Raw genomic sequence first — 21,835 nt, 5'->3', positions numbered from 1 at the left:
CGGGTGTGTTTGCTGCACGGCCTAGTACCAGCCCAGTACGGCCCGGCGATCGTCACGGCACCTCAGCAGAGGAGGCCGCGCCAGGGAAAGGACCTCTTTCGTGCGACACCGTTCTTTGCTCATACTCACCGCAGTGCTCACCACCGGAGCACTCACACTCACCGCCTGCGGATCGCGCGAGGACGACAAGAAGAGCAGCGGCAGCGGCGACACCCAGACCGTCGTCATCGGCGTCGACGCCCCCCTGACCGGCGACCTCTCCGCCCTCGGCCTCGGCATCAAGAACTCCGCCGACCTCGCCGCCAAGACGGCGAACAAGGACAAGACGGTCCCGGGCATCAAGTTCGAGGTCAAGCCCCTCGACGACCAGGCCCAGCCGTCCGTCGGCCAGCAGAACGCCGCCAGCTTCATCAACGACAAGACCGTCCTCGGCGTCGTCGGCCCGCTGAACTCCGGCGTCGCGCAGTCGATGCAGAAGCCGCTCACCGACGCCAACCTCACCCAGGTCTCCCCGGCCAACACCGGCACCGAGCTGACCCAGGGCAACGACTGGAAGACCGGCGAGAAGAAGCGTCCGTACAAGACGTACTTCCGTACCGCCACCACCGACGCCATCCAGGGTGCCTTCGCGGCGAACTACCTCTTCAAGACCGCGAAGATCAAGGACGTCTACCTCATCGACGACCAGAAGCCCTACGGCGCCGGACTCGCCGCCTCCTTCAAGGCGACGTTCACCGAGCTCGGCGGCAAGATCGTCGGCTCGGACCACGTCAACCCCGACGACCGTGACTTCAACTCCGTCGTCACCAAGGTCAAGGGCTCCAAGGCCAAGGCCGTCTACTACGGCGGCGAGTACCCCGCCGGCGCACCCCTGAGCCAGCAGCTCAAGGACAGCGTGAAGATCCCGCTCATGGGCGGCGACGGCATGTACAGCGCCGACTTCATCACCCTGAACAAGAAGTCCCAGGGCGACATCGCCACCTCCGTCGGCAAGCCCGTCGAAGAGCTCGACTCCGCCAAGAAGTTCATCGCGGACTACAAGACGGCCGGCTACAAGGACGCCTACGAGGCGTACGGCGGCGGCACCTACGACGCCACCTGGGCGATCATCGAGGCCGTCAAGGCCGTAGTCGCCGAGAACGACGGCAAGCTCCCGGACGACGCCCGCGTCAAGGTCCTCGAGGCCATGAGCAAGGTCCAGTTCGAGGGCGTCACCGGCCCCGTCTCCTTCGACGAGTTCGGCGACACCACCAACACCATGATGACCGCCTACCAGGTCGACGGCGGCAAGTGGGTCTCCAAGCTCAGCGAGGCCGTCAAGTAGGTCCCGCAAGGACTCCCGGTCACACATAGCAACCAGACCGCGCGGGAGCGCTACGAGCGCTCCCGCGCGGTGCCATATCCGAACCACTCCACGGAGGCCCTGCGGTGAACGAACTGCCGCAACAGCTGGCCAATGGACTCATCCTCGGCGCGATGTACGGTCTCATCGCGATCGGTTACACGATGGTCTACGGAATCATCCAGCTCATCAACTTCGCACACGGCGAGATCTTCATGATCGGAGGCTTCGGTGCCCTCACGGTCTACCTCGGCCTTCCGTCGGGACTCTCCCTCATAGCTGCGATACCCCTCATGATCGCCGGTGGCGTCATCGCCGCCGTCGCCATCAGCATGGCCGCTGAACGCTTCGCCTACCGGCCCCTGCGCACAGCACCACGCCTAGCCCCCCTCATCACGGCCATCGGCCTCTCGCTCGCCCTCCAGCAAGCGGTGTGGATGTGGTACCCGAACGCCACGAAGGACCGCTCCTTCCCCCAGTTCGAGGGTGAGGCGTTCGAGATCCTCGGCGCCAACATCCAACGCGGAGACCTCTTCGTCCTCGTCGTGGCCCCCCTCTGCATGATCGCCCTCGGCCTCTTCGTCTCGAAGACCCGCGCAGGCCGCGGCATGCAGGCGACCTCGCAGGACCCCGACACCGCCAAGCTCATGGGCATCAACACCGACCGCATCATCGTCATGGCCTTCGCCATCGGTGCCGCGTTCGCCGCCGTCGCCGCCGTCGCCTACGGGCTCAAGAACGGCCAGATCGGCTTCCGCATGGGCTTCATCATGGGGCTCAAGGCCTTCACCGCAGCCGTACTCGGCGGCATCGGCAACATCTACGGCGCCATGCTCGGCGGAGTCGTACTCGGCATCGCCGAATCCCTCGCCACCGGCTACATGAGCGAGGTCCCCGGCATGGAACTCTTCGGAGGCGGCGCCTGGAAGGACGTGTGGGCCTTCGTCCTCCTCATCCTCGTCCTGCTCATCAGGCCCCAGGGCCTGCTGGGCGAACGCGTCGCGGACAGGGCGTGATACCGATGACCACCCAGAACGCACCGGCCTTCCTCGCCCTGCCCACCGCAGCCGCCCGCATCGCCACCACGGCGGGCGCGGCCATCGCCCTCACCGGCACCTTCCTCGCCTGGACCTGGACCGACGAATTCCCCGGCGACCTCACCGTCACCGGCTACCCCGGCGGCCTCCAGGTCCTCGCCCTCATCTGCGCGGCACTCACCCTGCTCTTCGCGCTCTCCGGATACGGCATCAAGGGACTGCGCTGGCTCACCCCAGGCGGCACCAACAGCCCCACCCGGCTCCTCGCCCTCGGCACCCTCGGCGTCGTCGGCTACTCCATCGGCGCCATCTCCGCAAAACTCGGCGGCGTCGTCAACCTCGAACCCGGAGCCTGGGTCAGCGCCACCGGCGCACTCATCGCCGTCATCGCCTCCCTCGGCCTCCCCGGCGACCTGCCCCTCGAAAAGGACAGCTCGCCGAACGCCTGGGAACGATTCCGCGACAGCCTCCGCGCCCCCGCGCCGAAGCGCATCAAGGACCTCCCCGCCTGGGCAGAGATCCTGATCATCGCCGGAGCCTTCGGCATCGGGCTGCACGTCTTCACGTACGGCATCGACACCGAATACGCCGAACTCTTCATCGGCTTCCTGATCGCCGTAGCCTTCGGCTTCACCGCGATCAGCCGCGCCGGGCTCATCGCCCGCATCACCGCACTCACCACCAAGCACCGCAACGTCACCGTCGCCGCAGCCCTCATCGCGGCGTTCTGCTTCCCCTTCACCCAGCAGAACGAGCAGTACGCCCTCATCGGCGCGAACATCCTCATCTTCGCGACCGTGGCACTCGGCCTCAACGTCGTCGTCGGCCTCGCCGGCCTCCTCGACCTCGGATACGTCGCCTTCCTCGGCGTCGGCGCCTACGCCGCCGCCCTGGTCTCCGGCTCCCCGATGTCACCCATCGGCGTCCAGTTCCCCTTCTGGGCCGCCGTCCTCACCGGCGCCGCAGCCTCACTCGTCTTCGGCGTCGTCATCGGCGCCCCGACACTCCGGCTGCGCGGCGACTACCTCGCCATCGTCACCCTCGGATTCGGAGAGATCTTCCGGCTCACCGTCAACGCACTCAACGGCGTCAGCGGCCCGGACCTCACCAACGGCTCCCAGGGCATCCCGAGCATCCCCGACCTCAACATCCTCGGATTCGACTTCGGGATCAGCCACGACATCGGCGGATTCACCCTCGGCAGGTCCGCCAACTACTACCTGCTGATGCTCGTCTTCACCGGCGTCGTCGTCATGGTGTTCCGCCGCTCCAACGAATCCCGCATCGGCCGCGCCTGGGTCGCCATCCGCGAGGACGAGACCGCAGCCACCGCCATGGGCATCAACGCCTTCCGGCTCAAGCTGCTCGCCTTCGCCCTCGGCGCCACCCTCGCCGGACTCGCCGGAACCGTACAGGCGCACGTCTCCTACACGGTCACCCCCGAGCAGTACCAGTTCGCCGGATCCGTACCGCCCAACTCCGCGTTCCTCCTCGCCGCCGTCATCCTCGGCGGCATGGGAACCCTGAGCGGACCCCTCGTCGGCGCCGCACTGCTCTACCTGATCCCGGCCAAACTGCAGTTCATGCAGGACTACCAGCTCTTCCTCTTCGGACTCGCACTCATCCTCCTGATGCGCTTCCGCCCCGAAGGCCTGGTCGCCGACCGCAGGAAGCAACTCGAATTCCACGAGACCGGCCAGCTCGACGTACCACCGGACGTACCACTCACCGACACGGCCGCCGGAACCACGAAGGCGGGGGCGTGACCGACATGACCAAGACAGCCACGACCACCACCGAGACCGGCACCCCCGTGCTCGACGCCAGCGGCGTCACCATGCGCTTCGGCGGACTCACCGCCGTACGCAACGTCGACCTCACCGTCAACGCGGGCGAGATCGTCGGTCTCATCGGCCCCAACGGCGCCGGCAAGACCACCTTCTTCAACTGCCTCACCGGCCTCTACGTCCCCACCGAGGGCAAGGTCAGCTACAAGGGCACCGTCCTGCCGCCCAAGCCCCACCTCGTCACCCAGGCAGGCATCGCCCGCACCTTCCAGAACATCCGGCTCTTCGCCAACATGACCGTCCTGGAGAACGTCCTCGTCGGACGCCACACCAGGACCAAAGAAGGCCTCTGGTCCGCGCTCCTGCGCCTCCCCGGCTACAAGAAGGCCGAGAACGCCAGCCGCGAACGCGCCATGGAACTCCTGGAGTTCATCGGCCTGCAGGACAAGGCCGACCACCTCGCACGCAACCTCCCCTACGGAGACCAGCGCAAGCTGGAAATCGCGCGCGCACTCGCCAGCGACCCCGGACTCCTCCTCCTGGACGAGCCCACCGCGGGCATGAACCCCCAGGAAACCCGCGTCACCGAAGAGCTCATCTTCGCCATCCGGGACCAGGGCATCGCCGTACTCGTCATCGAGCACGACATGCGCTTCATCTTCAACCTGTGCGACCGCGTCACCGTCCTCGTCCAGGGTGAAAAGCTCGTCGAGGGCACCGCCGACGTCGTCCAGGGAGACGAACGCGTCGTCGCCGCCTACCTCGGCACCCCCTTCGAAGGCGCCCCCGGCGCCGAAGAAGTCGCCGAAGTCGAAGCTGCGGAGGCCGAAGCCGCCGGAACGGCACCGGCCAAGACCGACACCACCACCGAGGAGGAGGACACCCGATGACCGCACTGCTCGAGGTCGAGGACCTCCGCGTCGCCTACGGCAAGATCGAAGCCGTCAAGGGGATCTCCTTCAGCGTCGAAGCCGGCCAGGTGGTCACCCTCATCGGCACCAACGGCGCCGGAAAGACCACCACCCTGCGCACCCTCTCCGGACTGCTCAAGCCACTCGGCGGCCGCATCCTCTTCGAGGGCAAGCCACTCGCCAACATCCCCGCACACAAGATCGTCGCACTGGGCCTCGCCCACTCCCCCGAGGGACGCCACATCTTCCCCCGGCTGACGATCACCGAGAACCTCCTCCTCGGCGCCTACCTCCGCAACGACAAGGCAGGCATCGAGAAGGACGTCCAGCGCGCCTACGACCTCTTCCCCATCCTCGGGGAACGCCGGAAGCAGGCCGCAGGCACCCTCTCGGGCGGCGAACAGCAGATGCTCGCCATGGGACGCGCCCTCATGTCCCAGCCCAAGCTGCTCATGCTCGACGAGCCCTCCATGGGCCTCTCCCCGATCATGATGCAGAAGATCATGGAGACCATCGTCGAACTCAAGGCGTCGGGCACCACGATCCTGCTCGTCGAGCAGAACGCCCAGGCCGCCCTGTCCCTCGCGGACCAGGGGCACGTCATGGAGGTCGGCAAGATCGTCCTCTCCGGCACCGGAGCGGACCTCCTGCACGACGAGTCCGTCCGCAAGGCGTACCTCGGCGAGGACTGACACCCTCCGCACTCCGCACGCGAAGGAGGCCCGCACCCCGATCGATCCGGGGTGCGGGCCTCCTTCGTACGTGTGCGTGTACGGGGCTACTCGGCCGCCTTCTTCTTCTCCTCGGCGTCCTCGATGAGCGCCTCGGCGAGCTGCTGCATGGAGAGCCTGCGGTCCATCGACGTCTTCTGGATCCAGCGGAACGCGGCGGGCTCGGAGAGGCCGTAGTCCGTCTGCAGGATGCTCTTCGCACGGTCGACCAGCTTCCGGGTCTCCAGCCGCTGCGAGAGGTCCGCGACCTCACCCTCCAGCGCCTTCAGCTCCGCGAACCGCGACACCGCCATCTCGATGGCCGGCACCACGTCGCTCTTGCTGAACGGCTTCACGAGGTACGCCATCGCCCCGGCGTCCCTGGCCCGCTCGACGAGGTCGCGCTGCGAGAACGCGGTGAGCATCAGGACCGGCGCGATGGACTCCTCGGTGATCTTCTCCGCTGCGGAGATCCCGTCGAGCACGGGCATCTTCACATCGAGGATCACGAGGTCCGGCTTGTGCTCCCGGGCCAGCTCGACGGCCTGCTGCCCGTCACCGGCCTCACCGACGACCGAGTAGCCCTCTTCCTCCAGCATCTCTTTGAGGTCGAGGCGGATGAGGGCCTCGTCCTCGGCGATGACGACACGGGTCGTCAGCGGCGGGACGTGCGACTTGTCGTCGTCGACGGCGTCTACGGGCTGGGGCGACTCGGGGGTGGTCACGGGGCTCCTCGTTGCGGGGCAGATGCAGCTGCCTTGAGCCTACCTAGCTGCGGTATGGTGGTCGCGCAGCGGGTCGCAAGAATCCTTCGATTCCGCAAGCCCCGGTAGCCCAATTGGCAGCAGGCAATGGATTCAAAACCCATACAGTGTCGGTTCGAGTCCGACTCGGGGCACTTTTCCTTCGATTCGAAGGTTGCAGGGAAACGGCAGACATTCACGTGATCGTGTGACTGCAGTGCCGTTTCCACTTCCGAGCAGGTCGATCCGGTCAGGCTCGGCCACGTGTACGACCTTGAAACGCGCAAGCGCGCGCTGGCCCTCCTCGATCAGGGTTTCAGCCAGAACTCCGTGAGTAAGCAGACCGGCATTTCCCGTGCCGCGATCCGCTCATGGCTGGTCCGGATTGCCCCTCTAGACCGCTCCACCCCCTGCCCCAGATGCTGCGACACACCCGTGGCACCTCAAGACCCCGTTGCCTACAGCTACTTACTCGGCCTATATCTCGGTGACGGCTGCATCAGCGCCAACCGGCGGGGTGTGTACTCACTTCGTATCGCGTGCGCTGACGCATGGCCGGGCCTGATTGATGCCTACGCCGAAGCCATACGGAAGGTTCGGCCTTCCAACAAGGTATGCCGGGTGCAAAGTCAGGGCTGTCAGTACGTCACAAGCTTCAGCAAGCACTGGCCCTGCTTCTTCCCCCAGCACGGGTCCGGCAAGAAGCATGACCGCAGGATTGCCCTCGAACCCTGGCAGCAAAATATCGTCGATGCGCATCCCTGGGAGTTCATCCGGGGCCTGATCCACTCCGACGGCTGCCGCGTCATCAACTGGACCACCCGACTCATCGGCGGGAAGCAGCGCCGCTACGAGTACCCGCGCTACTTCTTCAGCAACCTGTCCGCCGACATCATGGGGCTATTCACCGACACGCTGGACCTGGTTGGCGTCGAGTGGAAGCGACCCAACTCGCGCAACATCTCCGTAGCCCGACGGGCGTCCGTCTCACTGATGGACGCCCACGTCGGGCCGAAATACTGAAGCTGCCTACTTCGGGCTGTCGTCCTCGCCGATGCGGTGGACGCGGACCAGGTTCGTCGAGCCGGCCACTCCCGGCGGGGAGCCTGCCGTGATCACCACGACGTCGCCCTTCCGGCAGCGGCCGATCCGCAGGAGCTCCTCGTCGACCTGGGCCACCATCGCGTCCGTCGAGTCGACGTGCGGACCGAGGAACGTTTCCACGCCCCAGGTGAGGTTGAGCTGGGAGCGGGTGGCCTGGTCGGGAGTGAAGGCCAGGAGCGGGATCGGGGAGCGGTAGCGGGAGAGACGTTTGACCGTGTCGCCGCTCTGGGTGAAGGCGACCAGGAACTTCGCGCCGAGGAAGTCGCCCATTTCGGCGGCCGCGCGGGCGACGGCGCCGCCTTGGGTGCGGGGTTTGTTGCGGTCGGTGAGGGGCGGGAGGCCCTTGGCGAGGATGTCTTCCTCGGCGGCTTCGACGATGCGGGACATCGTGCGGACGGTTTCGACGGGGTACTTGCCGACGCTGGTCTCGCCGGAGAGCATCACGGCGTCCGTGCCGTCGATGACCGCGTTGGCGACGTCGGAGGCTTCGGCGCGGGTGGGGCGGGAGTTGTCGATCATCGAGTCGAGCATCTGGGTGGCGACGATGACCGGTTTGGCGTTGCGCCTGGCGAGTTTGATGGCGCGCTTCTGGACGATCGGGACCTGTTCCAGGGGCATTTCGACGCCGAGGTCTCCGCGGGCGACCATGATGCCGTCGAAGGCGGCGACGATGCCGTCGATGTTGTCGACGGCCTGGGGCTTTTCGACTTTGGCGATGACGGGGAGGTGGCGGTTCTCCTCCTTCATGACGCGGTGGACGTCGTCGATGTCGCGTCCGCTGCGTACGAAGGAGAGGGCGATGATGTCGGCGCCGGTGCGCAGGGCCCAGCGGAGGTCGTCGATGTCCTTTTCGGAGAGGGCGGGGACGGAGACGGCGACGCCGGGGAGGTTGAGTCCCTTGTGGTCGGAGACCATGCCGCCTTCGATGACGGTGGTGTGGACGCGCGGTCCGTCGACTTCGGTGACTTCGAGGGTGACGCGGCCGTCGTCGATGAGGATGCGTTCGCCGGTGGTGACGTCGGCGGCGAGGCCCTCGTAGGTGGTGCCGCAGGCGTGGCGGTCGCCTTCCATGGGTTCGACGGTGATGGTGAAGTCGTCGCCGCGTTCAAGGAGTACGGGGCCTTCGCGGAAGCGTCCGAGGCGGATCTTCGGACCTTGAAGGTCGGCGAGGATGCCGACGCTGCGGCCGGTTTCGTCGGATGCGGTGCGTACGTGGTGGTAGCGCGCTTCGTGTTCGGCGTAGGTGCCGTGGCTGAGGTTGAGGCGGGCGATGTCCATTCCGGCTTCGACCAATGCCTTGATCTGGTCGTATGTGTCGGTTGCGGGTCCCAGGGTACAAACGATTTTTGCTCGGCGCATGGTTTGAGCCTAGACCTTACCTATCGGTAGGTAATTGGCTCTGCATGACACCTCAACAACCTTTGGGTGAAGGGTTATTGACAAGTGTTGAATTGTGCGGCGGGGTGCTCTGATGAGCGTCTATCGAAGTGCGGGTGGGGCGATGGTGAACGACGCTTCGACCTGGGCGTGGACGGTCTGGCGTACGGGTTCGAGGTCGATGGGTTCCGCGTCGGTGGCGAGTTCTGTCGTGCCGGCTGCGCTGTAGGCGATCCGTTGGCCGGCGAATCCGGCGCGTTCGGGGCGGCCGATGCCTGTGCCGGTGTCGGCGAGTTCCAGGAGGGCGCCGAGTTCGGTGTTGAGGGCCTCGGCGTATTCGCGGGCTCGCTGGACGGCTTCGCGTACGGCTTGGCGGCGGGCGGCGGAGTGGACGGGTGAGTCGGGGCGGAGGGCCCACCAGGGGCCTTCGACGCGGGTGAGTTCCTGGTCGGCGAGGCGGCTGGTGAGTTCGCCGAGTGCGGTGAAGTCGGTGAGGGTGACGTTGAGCTGGACGTTGCCGTGGTAGGCGCGGACGCGTTCGCCGCGGCCGTGGCGGGTGAGTTCCGGGCTGATGGAGAGGGTGCCTGTTTCGAGTGTGTCGATGGCTTCGCCGTAGCTCTTGATCAGGTTGATGGCTTGGGTGTTGCGTCGGGTGAGGTCGTCGAGGGCGGTGCGTCGGTCGGTGCCGCGGGCGGAGACGGTGACGTAGATGCGGGCGGTCTCGGGGTCGGCTTCGATGCGGGCTTCGCCGCGGACGGTGATGCGGGGGGTTTGCGGTGTTCCGTAGGGGCGGGGGGTGTCGTTTTCGGTCATGCGTTCACTGTGGCACGGGGGCGTGCGCGTGGTGGTCATCAGATCGAAACCTGCCCGGGGTGTTGTGTGAGGTGCTGACTGGGCCAGAATCTACGCGCGTTGCTCGATTGAACGAGGAGTCAAGGATGCCGTTGAACCGTAGGACGTTTCTGGGCCGTTCGGCTGCTGCCGGTGCGGGTGTGGCGATAGCGGGCGGTGCTGTCGCGGGGCAGGCCGTGGCGGCGGAGTCGGTGAGCCGGCGCCGTCCGGCGAAGCGGTACTCCTTCACCGTGATGGGGACGACCGACCTGCACGGCAATGTCTTCAACTGGGACTACTTCACGGACAAGGAGTTCGACGACAAGGCTCACAACGATGTCGGTCTGGCGAAGATCTCCACGCTCGTCGACCGGGTCCGGGAGGAGCGGGGGCGGCACAACACGCTGCTGATCGACGCGGGTGACACGATTCAGGGCACGCAGCTCTCGTACTACTACGCGAAGGTCGACCCGATCACGGCGAAGCGTGGTCCGGTGCATCCGATGGCGCAGGCCATGAACGCGATCGGGTACGACGCGGCGGCTCTCGGCAATCATGAGTTCAACTACGGCATTCCGGTGCTGCGGAAGTTCGAGGAGCAGTGTGATTTCCCGCTGCTGGGTGCGAACGCGCTGGATGCGAAGACGTTGCGGCCTGCGTTCGCCCCGTATGTGATGAAGCGGCTTCGTACGCCGCAGGGGCGGGATGTGCGGGTGGCGGTGCTGGGGCTGACGAATCCTGGGATCGCGATCTGGGACAAGGCGCATGTGGGCGGGAAGATGGTGTTCCCGGGTCTTGAGGAGCAGGCGGCGCACTGGGTTCCGAAGCTGCGGTCGATGGGCGCGGATGTGGTGATCGTGTCGGCGCATTCGGGTTCGAGTGGTACGTCGTCGTACGGGGATCAGTTGCCGTATGTGGAGAACGCGGCGGGTCTGGTGGCGGAGCAGGTTCCGGGGATCGACGCGATTCTGGTGGGGCATGCGCATACGGAGATTCCCGAGTACTTCGTGACGAACGAGGCGACGGGGAAGCAGGTCGTGTTGTCGGAGCCGTTGAAGTGGGGGCAGCGGCTGACGTTGTTCGACTTCGATCTGGTCTGGGAGCGGGGCCGTTGGTCGGTCGAGAAGGTCGGCGCGGAGGTGCTGAACTCGAACGAGGTGGCGGAGGACCCGAAGATCACGTCGCTGCTGGGTGATGAGCACACGAAGGTGGTGGCCTATGTGAATCAGGTCATCGGTACGTCGGTGGTGGCGATGTCGACGGCGCGGGCGCCGTGGCTGGACGAGCCGATCATCGATCTGATCAATCAGGTGCAGTCGGAGACGGTGAGGGCGGGGCTGGCGGGTGGTGCGTACGCGGCGTTGCCGGTGTTGTCGCAGGCGTCGTGTTTCTCGCGTACGGCGGGGATTCCGGCGGGCGAGGTGACGATCAGGGACGCGGCGGGGCTGTATCCGTTCGAGAACACGCTTGAGGCGCGGTTGCTGACGGGTGCGCAGTTGAAGGATTACCTGGAGTACTCGGCGCGGTATTACGTGCGGACGGCCGCGGGTGTGCCGGTGGATACGTCGAAGCTGACGAATGCGGACGGTATTCCGGATTACAACTATGACGCGGTGTCGGGGGTGGCGTATGACGTCGACATCGCGAAGCCGGTGGGTTCGCGGATCGTGGGTCTGACGTTCGAGGGTGCGGCGATCGATCCGGCGGCGCAGTTCGTGTTGGCGGTGAACAACTATCGGGCGAGTGGTGGGGGGAATTTCCCGCATGTGCCGGGTGCGAAGCAGGTGTGGGCGGATTCGGACGAGATCCGTAACACGATCATCAACTGGGTGAAGGCGAAGGGGTCGGTGGATCCGGCGGAGTTCGCGTTGGTGGGGTGGCGGTTGACGCGGGACGGTGTCCCGGTGTTCTAGCCGTGAGCAGTGGCGGCCGTTCCCCGGTTGGGCTGGGGGCGGCCGCTTTTTGCGTGTCGGTGGTCAGTTGGTTTGGACGAGGGGGACGCGTGCGGGGTTCTGGGCGGGGATTGTGGGGTTGTTGGCGGGGGTGAGGCCGAAGGTGGTGAAGGCGGTGCGGTCGGGGAGGGGGTAGGGGTTGGTTCCGGTGAGGTCGTTGAGGATGGTGGCGCTGCGCCAGGCGGCGAGGCCGAGGTCGGGGGCGCCGACGCCGTGGGTGTGGCGTTCGGCGTTCTGTACGTAGATGTGGCCGGTGACGGTGGGGTCGAGGTCGAGGCGGAAGTGGTTGTCGATGCGGGGGCGTGCGGAGGTGTCGCGGCGCAGGTAGGGGTCGAGGCCGGTGAGGAGGCCGTCGAGGGGGCGTTCGCGGTAGCCGGTGGCGAGGACGACGGCGTCGGTGGTGAGGCGGGAGCGGGTGCCTTGCTGGGTGTGTTCGAGGTGGAGTTCGACGCGGGTGTTGGCGAGGCGGCCTGCGGTGCGTACGCAGACGCCGGGGGTGAGGGTGGCGTCGGGCCAGCCGCCGTGGAGGGTGCGTCGGTAGAGCTCGTCGTGGATGGCGGCGATGGTGTCGGCGTCGATGCCTTTGTGGAGTTGCCATTGGTGGGGGACGAGTTCGTCGCGTACGGATTCGGGGAGGGCGTGGAAGTAGCGGCTGTAGTCGGGGGTGAAGTGTTCGAGGCCGAGTTTGGAGTACTCCATGGGGGCGAAGGCTGCGGTGCGGGCGAGCCAGTGGATTCTTTCGGCTCCGGTGGGGCGGGCGCGGAGGAGGTCGAGGAAGATCTCGGCGCCGGACTGGCCTGAGCCGATGACGGTGATGTGTTCGGCTTTGAGGAGGTTTTCGCGGTGGGTGAGGTAGTCGGCGGAGTGGATGACGGGGACGGAGTGGGCTTCGGCGAGGGGTTTGAGGTGTTCGGGGATGAAGGGTTCGGTGCCGACTCCGATGGCGACGTGGCGGGTGTAGGCGCGGCCGAGTGCTTCGGCTTCGCCGTCGGTGTCGAGTTGGGTGAAGTCGACTTCGAAGAGGTTGCGTTCGGTGTTCCAGCGGACGGCGTCGACCTGGTGGCCGAAGTGGAGTCCGGGGAGTTGGTTGCTGACCCAGCGGCAGTAGGCGTCGTATTCGGCGCGTTGGATGTGGAAGCGCTCGGCGAAGTAGAAGGGGAAGAGGCGGTCGCGGCTGCGTAGGTAGTTGAGGAAGGACCAGGGGCTGGCGGGGTCGGCGAGGGTGACGAGGTCGGCGAGGAAGGGGACTTGGAGGCTGGCGCCGTCGATGAGGAGGCCGGGGTGCCAGTGGAAGGCGGGGCGTTGTTCGTAGAAGGTGGCGGCGAGTGGTTGGGGGTGTCCGGGTGTGGCGGGTACGCCGTGGGCGAGGGCTGCGAGGGAGAGGTTGAAGGGGCCGATGCCGATGCCGACGAGGTCGTGTGGCTGGTCGGGTTCGGGGGTGGGCCGGTCGGTCATCGGGGTGTGCTGCCTTCCGTGAGGTCGTCTGTGACGGTGGTGACGTGGTTGATGAGGGTGTGGAGGTCGTGGGGGGTGGTGTGGGGGTTGAGGAGGGTTGCTTTGAGCCAGCGGTGGCCTTTGGCTTCGGCGCGGCCGAGTACGGCGTGTCCGCGGTTGAGGAGGGTGCGGCGGATGGTGGCGACGGTGTGGTCGGTGGCGCCGGTGGGGCGGAAGAGGACGGTGCTGATGGTGGGGCGTTGGTAGAGGTCGAGGGTGGGGTGTTGGGTGATGAGGTCGGCGAGTTGGTGGGCTGTGGCGAGGGTGCGGTCGATGAGGTCGGCGAGTCCGGTGCGGCCGAGTGCCTGGAGGGTGACGGCGATTTTGAGGGCGTCGGGTCTGCGGGTGGTGCGCAGGGAGCGGCCGAGGAGGTCGGGGAGTCCGGCTTCTGTGTCGTCGTCGGCGTTGAGGTAGGGGGCGTGGTGGTGGAGTGGGTCGAGGTGGTGGTGGTCGGGTACGGCGAGGAGTGAGGCGGGGGCGGGCTGCCAGCCGAGTTTGTGGAGGTCGAGGGTGACGCTTTGGGCGCGGTCGAGGCCGTGGAGGGTGTGTTGGTGGGTGGGGCTGAAGAGGAGGGGTCCGCCGTAGGCGGCGTCGATGTGGAGTTCGGCTCCGTGGGTGGCGCAGAGGTCGGCGACGGCGTCGAGGGGGTCGATCTGTCCGGTGTCGGTGGTGCCGGCGGTGGCGGTGACGAGGAGGGGGTGTTGGTGGCGGGTGAGGGCTTCGGCGAGTGCGGTGAGGTCCATGACGCCGGTGGGGGCGGGGACGACGACGGGTGCGGGGAGTCCGAGGAGCCAGGTGGCGCGGGTGATGCTGTGGTGGGTGTTGGCTGCGCAGATGGTCTGTACGGGGCCGTGGCGTTCGCGGGCGAGGAGGAGGGCGAGCTGGTTGGCTTCGGTGCCGCCGGTGGTGATGACGGCGTCGGGTGTGGTGGCGTGGGGGTAGATCTCGGTGGCGAGTGCGGCGGTGAGGTCGGCTTCGAGGGCTGAGGCGGCGGGGGCTTGGTCCCAGGAGTCCATGGAGGGGTTGAGTGCGGAGGCGGCGAGGTCCGCGGCGGCGGCGAGTGCGAGGGGTGGGGTGTGGAGGTGGGCGGCGCAGTGGGGGTGTGCGGGGTCTGCGGCGCCTTCGGTGAGGGCGGTGACGAGGGTGCGCAGGGCGTTTTCGGCGCCGGTTCCGGTGTCGGGGATGAGGGGGCCGGCGGTGCGCATCCGGGAGGTGGCGTTGTCGGGGCCGCCTGCGGGGAGTGGTCCGCCGCGCCGGGTGGCTCCCTGTTCCAGGGCGGTGAGCACCGTGTCGAGGAGGGGGCGCAGGGCTGCGGGGCCTGCGGTGCCTCCGGCGAGGGGTGGGGTGGGCATGGTGGTGTGGCCCTTCGGGTGCGCGGTGGTGGACGTGCCAGCTTGTCCAGGTTGCGGTGGGCGCGGCCGAAGAGCACAACGATCGGAACCCTAAAGGGGTACTGCTGGTGCGTGGGGTGTGTTTGCCGGGGGTTCACCTGCTATGGGTGTGCCCGGCCGCCCTTGGGGAGGGTGGCCGGGCACGGGTGGTGCGGTGGTTCGGGTGGTGCGTGAGTCGGGTGGTGCGTGGACCGGGTGGGGTCAGTGGGCGTCGCGGACGGTGAGGGCGCGGCGGAGGTCGTCGAGCTGGTCGACGAGTTTGCGGCGCAGTGCGGGGATGAGGGGCTGGTCGTCGAGTGCCCGGGTGCCGAGGTCGAGGCTCTGGGTGTCGACGGTGGTGGCAGGGAAGGCGTAGCGGCCTGCGGCGTCGGCGATGGCGGGGCCGCGGCGGATGGCGAGGGCGGTGGCGTCGGGGTAGTAGCGGGGTACGTACTCCCGTACGAGTGTGTCCTGTTCGGGCTGCCAGAAGCCTTGGGCGGTGGCGGTGAAGAGGTAGTTGGAGAGTGTGTCGTCGGTGAACATGGCGTGCCAGGCGGCGGCTTTGGCTTCGGGGGTGGGGAGTGCGGCCCGGCAGCGGGCGGCGCCTTCCTGTCCGGTGGCGCTGGGGTCCTGGGTGAGTTCGGCGTCGATGGCGGTCTCGTCGGTGGCGCCGAGGACGGCGAGGCGGGTGAGGATGCGCCAGCGGAGTTCGGGGTCGAGTTCGGGGCCGCCGGGGACGGTGCCGCCGGCGAGCCAGTCCTGGATGCCGTCGGGCTGGGTGGCGGCGTCGATGAAGTGGCGTACGGCGATGAGGCGCAGGCCGGGTGCGGAGCCGTCCTCGGTGCGCCGGATGAGGTCACGGCAGATGGCGGTGAGGGTGGCCAGGGCGGTGGGGCGGTCCTGGGGGGTGAGGAAGCGGTCGGCGATGTGGTGGGCCGCGAAGGAGAGGACGCCCTGGACGACGGCGAGGTCGGTTTCGTGGGGGAGGTGGGTGCGGGCGGCGGACAGGTAGGCGGCGGGGGTGAGTTCGCCGTCGCGGACCATGTCGCGCGCGGTGTTCCAGAGGAGGGCGCGGGTCAGGGGGTCGGGGATGCCGGAGAGGCAGCGTAGGGCCGTGTCCCAGGACTGGGGGTCGAGGCGGACCTTGGCGTAGGTGAGGTCGCCGTCGTTGAGGACGAGGAGTGCGGGGCGGGGGCCGGGGAGCGTCGTGGTGGGTTCGTTGTGGGGGACGTCGATTTCGAAGCGTTCGCGCAGGACGAGGCGGTCCGGTCCGGACTGGGTGTCGAGGGAGTGTTCGTAGCTGCCGACGGCGATGCGGTGGGGGCGGCTGCCGTCGCGGTCGACGGTGAGGGACCACTGGCTGTCGCTTTCGGCGACGTGGGCGGTGAGTGTGTCGATGCCGGTGGTGCGCAGCCACTGTGCGGCCCAGGCGTGGACGTCGCGGTCGGTGGCGGAGGCGAGGTTGTCGATGAAGTCGGCGAGGGTGGCGTTGGCGAACTTGTGGCGGGCGAAGTGGGTGTTGATGCCGGCGAGGAAGTCTTTTTCGCCGAGCCAGGCGACGAGTTGGCGGAGGGCGGAGGCGCCTTTGGCGTAGCTGATGCCGTCGAAGTTGAGGAGGGCGGACGCGGTGTCGGGGACGGCGTCGGGGTCGGGGGCGACGGGGTGGGTGGAGGGCCGCTGGTCCGCGTCGTATCCCCAGCCCTTGCGGGCTACGCCGAAATCGACCCAGGTGTCGGTGAAGCGGGTGGCTTCGGTGAGGGTCTGGTAGCCCATGTATTCGGCGAAGGACTCGTTGAGCCAGATGTCGTCCCACCAGGAGAGGGTGACGAGGTCGCCGAACCACATGTGGGCCATTTCGTGGGAGATGACCATGGCGCGGGTCTGGCGTTCGGTGTCGGTGACGGCGGAGCGGTAGACGAATTCGTCGCGGAAGGTGACGAGGCCGGGGTTCTCCATGGCGCCCGCGTTGAACTCGGGGACGAAGGCCTGGTCGTAGGAGTCGAAGGGGTACGGTTCGTCGAATTTCTCGTGGTACCGGTCGAAGCAGGCGCGTGTGATGTCGAGGATCTCGTCGGCGTCGGCGTCGAGGTACGGGGCGAGGGAGCGGCGGCAGTGGATACCGAAGGGCAGTCCGGCGTGTTCGGTGGTGACGGAGTACCAGGGGCCGGCGGCGACGGCGACGAGGTAGGTGGAGATGAGGGGGGTGGGGGCGATGGTCCAGTGGCCGTCGCCGGTGTGTTCGGCGATGCCGTTGCCGAGGACGGTCCAGCTGTCGGGGGCGGTGACGCTGATCTCGAAGACGGATTTGAGGTCGGGCTGGTCGAACGCGGTGAAGACGCGCTGGACGTCGTCCATGAAGAGCTGGGTGTAGACGTAGGTTTCACCGTCGGTGGGGTCGGTGAAGCGGTGCATGCCTTCGCCGGTGCGGGAGTAGCGCATGGTGGCGTCGGTGCGCAGTTCGTGCGGGCCGGCGGTGAGGGCGGTGAGGGGGTAGCGGTTCTCGGCGAGGAGGTCCGGGTCGAGGGGCTGTCCGTCGAGCGTGACGGAGCGCAGGGTGGCGGGCTTGAGCTCGACGAACGTGTCTCCGGCCGCGTGGGCGGTGAAGTGGATGACGGTGCGGGAGTCGAAGGTCTCCTCGCCGGCGGTGAGATCCAGGTCGATCGTGTACCGGGTCACGTCGAGTAGCTGGGCTCGGGTCTGCGCTTCGTTGCGCGTCAGTACGGACATGCGCCCATGCTGCCGTACGCGTGCGCGGGTGCGCAGCCGGGTTCTCGCAGGGCTGACCGGGGGCCGGGGCCTGTGTCGGGGGCACGGGCGGGGGGTGTGCCGGGCCGTTTCGCGGGCGGCCCGGCGCGCTGTCTAGGCGGTGTCGCCGTTCGCCGATTCCTCGGCGATCCGCTCGTGGTGGCGGATGACTTCGGCCACGACGAAGTTCAGCAGCTTCTCGGCGAACGCCGGGTCCAGCTTCGCGCTCTCGGCGAGCTGTCGAAGGCGGGCGATCTGCCGGCCTTCGCGGGCGGGGTCGGCGGGCGGCAGGTGGTGCTCGGCTTTGAGGTGGCCGACCTGCTGGGTGCACTTGAAGCGCTCGGCGAGCATATGGACGACTGCGGCGTCGATGTTGTCGATGCTCTCGCGCAGCCGGTTCAGCTCGGCGCGTACGGACTCGTCGATGTCGCTCGTGGTCATGGTCAGCGAGCTTAGGCGAAGGGTCCTAGCCGTTGATCGTCGGCGGGTGTGCCGGGTCGGGGATGGTGTCGCTCCAGCCGCCCGGGACACTGCGTCCTTGTTGTTCGCGGAAGCGGACGGGGGCGGTGCCGACGCGGCGGGCGAACAGCCGGGAGAAGTAGGCCGGGTCGTCGTAGCCCACGCGGCGGGCTACCGCGGCGACGGGCAGGTCCGTCGCGGCGAGGAGTTCCTTGGCGCGGCCGAGCCGGATGCCGAGCAGGAAGTCCTTGGGGCTGCATCCGGCGCCGCGGCGTACCGCGGAGCGCAGTTCGGCGGGTGTCATGCCGTGGCGGGAGGCGTGCTCGGCGACGGACAGCGGCTGGAACGCGTCGCGGGCCAGGGCCTGGAGTACGGGGTCGCCGTCGGGCCCGATGTCGGCGCGGGCCCTGCGCAGCGATACGAGGAGTTCGTGGACGGCGGCTCCTGTCTCGACTTCGAGCAGCGGGTTGCCGCGGCGGGCGGCGCGCACGATGCGGCTGACGGCGGCGCGGGGTCCGCCGGTGTCGGAGAGCGGGACGAGGGGGCGGTCCGGTTCGATGCAGCCGAGTTCGGTGTACGTGGTGGTGGCGGGGCCGGTGAAGTCGACGAAGCTCTCGTCCCAGCCGGTGCCGGGATCGGCCCCGTAGTGGTGGGGGGTGCCTGGGGTGAGCCAGATGAGGCTGGGGGCGGTGACGGTCAGGCGTCTGCCGTCGGGGCCGATGAACCAGCCGCTCCCCGAGTTGATGATCACGGCCACGTGGTGGTCGAGGGTGCGTGGGCCGACCGGTGGCAGGGCGCCGTGCTGGAGCCCCACGCCGAGACAGACCAGGCCCAGGCGGTGGTGGAGCGGGCTGGGAGTGAAGAAGCGCATCCATGTGTGGTACATCGGCCGACTCCCCTCCCGTTCTTCGTTCTGCTTCACGTTGTGTCCAAACAGCAGTGATCTTTGTCCATGGACCCGTCGTACGCCAGAGGGCGACAGTGGGTCCGACCGGCGGGTGGGGAGCCGGTCGCGGACACCGAGGCACACAGGAGAGTACGAGCACGATGCCTGACTTCACCGTGGGGGACGACCACTTTCTGCTCGACGGCGAGCCCGTACGCCTGTTGTCGGGGGCGATGCACTACTTCCGGGTGCACGAGGAGCAGTGGGATCACCGGCTGGCGATGCTGCGGGCCATGGGGCTCAACTGTGTGGAGACGTATGTGCCGTGGAATCTTCATGAGCCGCGGCCCGGCCGGTTCCGTGACGTGGACGCGCTGGGCCGTTTCCTGGACGCGGCGCACCGGGCCGGGCTGTGGGCGATCGTCCGCCCGGGGCCGTACATCTGCGCCGAGTGGGAGAACGGCGGGCTGCCGGTCTGGGTGACGGGGCGGTTCGGGCGGCGGGTGCGGACGCGTGACGCGGAGTATCTGGCGACGGTGGAGCGGTGGTTCCGGGAGTTGCTGCCGCAGGTGGTGCGGCGGCAGATCAACCGTGGCGGGCCCGTGCTCATGGTGCAGAGCGAGAACGAGTACGGGAGCTACGGCAGTGACCGGGTCCATCTGCGGGAGTTGACGGGGCTGCTGCGGCAGTGCGGGATCACGGTGCCGCTGTTCACGTCGGACGGGCCTGAGGATCACATGCTGACCGGTGGTTCGGTGCCGGGGCTGTTGGCGACGGCGAACTTCGGGTCGGGTGCGCGGGAGGCGTTCCGGGTGCTGCGCCGTCATCAGCCGAAGGGGCCGCTGATGTGCATGGAGTTCTGGTGCGGCTGGTTCGAGCACTGGGGGGCCGACCCGGTCGTGCGGGATCCGGCGGAGGCTGCCGGGGCGTTGCGGGAGATCCTGGAGTGCGGGGCGTCGGTGAACATCTACATGGCGCACGGAGGGACGAATTTCGCGGGCTGGTCGGGGGCGAACCGTTCGGGTCCGCTTCAGGACGAGGAGCTGCGGTCCACGGTGACGTCGTACGACTACGACGCTCCGGTCGATGAGTACGGGCGGCCCACGGAGAAGTTCCGGCTGATGCGTGAGGTCCTCGCCGAGTTCGCGGACGGCCCGCTTCCTGAGCTGCCGGCGCCGTCGGCCGTACTACGGGAGACGGTGCGGGTCCGGCTGACTCAGTGGGCGCCGCTTGCGGGGGTGCTGGAGGCGCTGGGTGATCCGGAGACGGCGGAGAGCGGGGTGCCGCCGACGTTCGAGGAGCTGGGTGTGGACCGTGGGCTGGTGCGGTACCGGGTCGCGGTGCCGGGTCCGCGCCGGCCGTACGCGCTGGGCGCGGTGGGGCTCCGGGACCGGGCGGTGGTTTACGTGGACGGGGTGCGGGCCGGTGTGCTGACCGAGGAGGAGGGCACGCTCGCGGAGCCGGTCGCGGGGCCCGCGGAGGTCGAGCTGTGGGTGGAGTCGCTGGGCCGGGTCAATTACGGGCGCCGGCTGGGTGAGCCCAAGGGCGTCACGGGCGGGGTGCTGCATGAGCGGCAGTTCCTGCACGGGGTGCGGGCGCGTGCGCTGCGGCTCGACGCGTTCGAGGGGGCGGATGGGGTGTCGGGGGTCGGGTTCCGGTCGGCGGATGGTTCCACGGCGGGGCTGACGGGTCTGTTCCGGGGGACGTTCGAGGCTCCCGGGTCCGGGGTCGGGGACGGTGGGGTGGAGCTGCCGGGCTGGGTGCGGGGATTCGTCTGGGTCAACGGCTTCTGCCTGGGGCGGTACTGGTCGGCCGGGCCGCAGGAGAAGCTGTTCGTGCCGGGCCCGGTGCTGCGGGCCGGCTCCAACGAGGTGTGGGTGCTGGAGCTGGAGGGGGCCGGCGACCCGTTCGTGGAACTGGGTCCGGGGGTGCCCGTCCGCACGGGCACCCCCGGGGGTGTTCAGGTGTGATCAGTGAGCTGGTCCGGGCAGCGGGGTCAGAGTGTGGCTGCCGCCGACCGGGCCGCGCAGCGCGGTCAGAGTGTCGCTGCCGCCGACCGGGCTGGGCCGGGGCGCGTCAGAGTGTCGCTGCCGCCGACCGGGCTGGGCCGGGGCGCGTCAGAGTGTCGCTGCGGCTGACGCGATGGCGGAGGCGAAGGTCGAGACCTCGGTGTACACCCCGGGGTAGCCGGCCCGTGCGCAGCCCTCGCCCCAGCTGACGATGCCGACCTGGAGCCAGGCTCCGGCGTTGTCCTTGCGGAACATGGGGCCTCCGGAGTCGCCCTGGCAGGTGTCGACGCCGCCGGTGGCGAGGTATCCGGCGCAGAGTTCCTCGCTGGGGACGAGGGAGCCGCCGTACGCGTCCTGGCAGGCGGCGTCGGAGACGTACGGCACGTTGGCCTTGAGGAGGTAGCGCTGCTGGCCGCCGCCCTCGGTGGCCGCGCCCCAGCCCGCGACGGTGAAGGTGCCCTGGTTGTAGGCGGTGGTCGTGGCGATCTTCAGCGTGGGCTGGTTGACGGGCGAGGCCAGCTTGATGAGCGCCCAGTCCTTGCCGGTGCCGTTGTATCCGGGGGCCCGGAGGACCTTGGTGGACCTGACCTTGACGGCGGCGGACGACTGGAGGTCGACGACGCCCGTGGTGGCGACGATGGAGGTGTTGTTGCCCGAGCCGCTCACGCAGTGCGCGGCGGTCAGGACGATGTCCTTCGCGTACAGCGCGCCCCCGCAGCCCATGGAGAGCCGGACCATGAAGGGGAATTCGCCCTGGGCGGCGCGGGTTCCGCCGACGACGGGAGCGGGGGCCGCGGAGGCGGTGGGCTGGAGGCTGACTGTGGCGAGGGCCACGGCGGCTATGACGGTGCATCTTTTCAGTGCACGCAGAAGCTGCTTCAACGGACTGCCTTCTTTCGTGGGGAACGCATGGGGGGTGCCGTGCACGGGCTTGCCGTGCACGGGGTTGCGCGCCTGTGCCGGAGTCCTGCCGGGCAGTTCTAGGCATGACCACGACAAAGACGCGTTCCGATTATCGGGAGGTGATCACCGCCCCACAAGGCGTACTTTCCGGCCATGCCCAAGGGGTGTACGACGG

The 21,835-nt window shown here is 68.2% G+C and carries 17 protein-coding genes and 1 tRNA gene; 9 read left to right on the top strand and 9 right to left on the bottom strand.

What is annotated here, in order from left to right:
• Positions 1-115: 115 nt before the first annotated feature.
• The 5 genes from F0344_RS28340 to F0344_RS28320 all read left to right on the top strand — a co-directional run bounded on the left by F0344_RS28340 (position 116) and on the right by F0344_RS28320 (position 5,769).
• Positions 116-1,324: a branched-chain amino acid ABC transporter substrate-binding protein gene (locus F0344_RS28340; RefSeq protein ID WP_185302940.1), complete on the top strand. Its 1,209-nt coding sequence runs from the start codon at positions 116-118 to the stop codon at positions 1,322-1,324.
• Between the two features lie 104 nt (positions 1,325-1,428).
• Positions 1,429-2,358 (top strand): branched-chain amino acid ABC transporter permease, encoded by a 930-nt coding sequence (locus F0344_RS28335; protein WP_185301462.1) that lies wholly within the window; start codon positions 1,429-1,431, stop codon positions 2,356-2,358.
• Positions 2,359-2,363: 5 nt separating this feature from the next.
• Positions 2,364-4,145: a branched-chain amino acid ABC transporter permease gene (locus F0344_RS28330; RefSeq protein WP_185301461.1), complete on the top strand. Its 1,782-nt coding sequence runs from the start codon at positions 2,364-2,366 to the stop codon at positions 4,143-4,145.
• Between the two features lie 5 nt (positions 4,146-4,150).
• Entirely contained in the window at positions 4,151-5,056 is a 906-nt protein-coding gene (locus F0344_RS28325) for an ABC transporter ATP-binding protein (RefSeq protein ID WP_185302939.1), read from the top strand.
• Positions 5,053-5,769 carry an ABC transporter ATP-binding protein gene (locus tag F0344_RS28320; RefSeq protein WP_185301460.1) on the top strand — a complete coding sequence of 239 codons (717 nt, stop codon included), beginning with the start codon at positions 5,053-5,055 and terminating at the stop codon, positions 5,767-5,769. Before F0344_RS28325 ends, F0344_RS28320 begins: the two co-directional genes overlap by 4 nt.
• A gap of 86 nt (positions 5,770-5,855) precedes the next feature.
• On the opposite strand, the gene F0344_RS28315 is transcribed toward F0344_RS28320, so the two are convergent.
• Positions 5,856-6,512: an ANTAR domain-containing response regulator gene (locus F0344_RS28315; RefSeq protein WP_185301459.1), complete on the bottom strand. Its 657-nt coding sequence runs from the start codon at positions 6,510-6,512 to the stop codon at positions 5,856-5,858.
• Between the two features lie 98 nt (positions 6,513-6,610).
• Here F0344_RS28315 and F0344_RS28310 point away from each other — a divergent pair.
• A tRNA-Leu gene (locus tag F0344_RS28310) sits at positions 6,611-6,685 on the top strand.
• 109 nt (positions 6,686-6,794) lie between these two features.
• Positions 6,795-7,553: a helix-turn-helix domain-containing protein gene (locus F0344_RS28305; protein WP_185301458.1), complete on the top strand. Its 759-nt coding sequence runs from the start codon at positions 6,795-6,797 to the stop codon at positions 7,551-7,553.
• Between the two features lie 6 nt (positions 7,554-7,559).
• Here the strand turns inward: F0344_RS28305 and pyk are convergent, their stop codons facing one another.
• Together pyk and F0344_RS28295 are read right to left on the bottom strand one after the other, a co-directional pair.
• Positions 7,560-8,993: a pyruvate kinase gene (pyk, locus tag F0344_RS28300; RefSeq protein ID WP_185301457.1), complete on the bottom strand. Its 1,434-nt coding sequence runs from the start codon at positions 8,991-8,993 to the stop codon at positions 7,560-7,562.
• Between the two features lie 120 nt (positions 8,994-9,113).
• Positions 9,114-9,824, bottom strand: a complete 711-nt coding sequence (locus F0344_RS28295) for an SIMPL domain-containing protein (protein WP_185301456.1) — start codon at positions 9,822-9,824, stop codon at positions 9,114-9,116.
• A gap of 125 nt (positions 9,825-9,949) precedes the next feature.
• On the opposite strand from F0344_RS28295, the gene F0344_RS28290 reads away from it, so the two are divergent.
• Positions 9,950-11,755 (top strand): bifunctional metallophosphatase/5'-nucleotidase, encoded by a 1,806-nt coding sequence (locus F0344_RS28290; RefSeq protein ID WP_185301455.1) that lies wholly within the window; start codon positions 9,950-9,952, stop codon positions 11,753-11,755.
• Between the two features lie 63 nt (positions 11,756-11,818).
• On the opposite strand, the gene F0344_RS28285 is transcribed toward F0344_RS28290, so the two are convergent.
• The 5 genes from F0344_RS28285 to F0344_RS28265 form a co-directional block, all read right to left on the bottom strand.
• Positions 11,819-13,249, bottom strand: a complete 1,431-nt coding sequence (locus F0344_RS28285; protein ID WP_185301454.1) for a lysine N(6)-hydroxylase/L-ornithine N(5)-oxygenase family protein — start codon at positions 13,247-13,249, stop codon at positions 11,819-11,821.
• Positions 13,246-14,640, bottom strand: a complete 1,395-nt coding sequence (locus F0344_RS28280; protein ID WP_185301453.1) for a pyridoxal phosphate-dependent decarboxylase family protein — start codon at positions 14,638-14,640, stop codon at positions 13,246-13,248. The genes F0344_RS28285 and F0344_RS28280 overlap by 4 nt, the downstream gene beginning before the upstream one ends.
• A 240-nt stretch (positions 14,641-14,880) precedes the next feature.
• Positions 14,881-17,385 carry an aminopeptidase N gene (pepN, locus tag F0344_RS28275; RefSeq protein ID WP_185301452.1) on the bottom strand — a complete coding sequence of 835 codons (2,505 nt, stop codon included), beginning with the start codon at positions 17,383-17,385 and terminating at the stop codon, positions 14,881-14,883.
• A 132-nt stretch (positions 17,386-17,517) separates the two neighbouring features.
• Positions 17,518-17,844: a chorismate mutase gene (locus F0344_RS28270; RefSeq protein WP_185301451.1), complete on the bottom strand. Its 327-nt coding sequence runs from the start codon at positions 17,842-17,844 to the stop codon at positions 17,518-17,520.
• A gap of 25 nt (positions 17,845-17,869) precedes the next feature.
• On the bottom strand, positions 17,870-18,748 hold the full coding sequence (locus tag F0344_RS28265; protein ID WP_185301450.1) for a helix-turn-helix domain-containing protein: 879 nt from the start codon (positions 18,746-18,748) through the stop codon (positions 17,870-17,872).
• Positions 18,749-18,909: 161 nt separating this feature from the next.
• On the opposite strand from F0344_RS28265, the gene F0344_RS28260 reads away from it, so the two are divergent.
• Positions 18,910-20,718, top strand: a complete 1,809-nt coding sequence (locus tag F0344_RS28260) for a glycoside hydrolase family 35 protein (RefSeq protein WP_185301449.1) — start codon at positions 18,910-18,912, stop codon at positions 20,716-20,718.
• 147 nt (positions 20,719-20,865) lie between these two features.
• On the opposite strand, the gene F0344_RS28255 is transcribed toward F0344_RS28260, so the two are convergent.
• Positions 20,866-21,639, bottom strand: coding sequence for a S1 family peptidase (locus tag F0344_RS28255; protein ID WP_185301448.1), 774 nt, complete (start codon positions 21,637-21,639; stop codon positions 20,866-20,868).
• Between the last annotated feature and the right edge of the window lie 196 nt (positions 21,640-21,835).

The organism is Streptomyces finlayi, from assembly GCF_014216315.1.
Taxonomy (GTDB): domain Bacteria; phylum Actinomycetota; class Actinomycetes; order Streptomycetales; family Streptomycetaceae; genus Streptomyces; species Streptomyces finlayi_A.
Note: the sequence above shows the minus strand (reverse complement) of the source record. Positions and strands in the feature narration are given on the sequence as shown.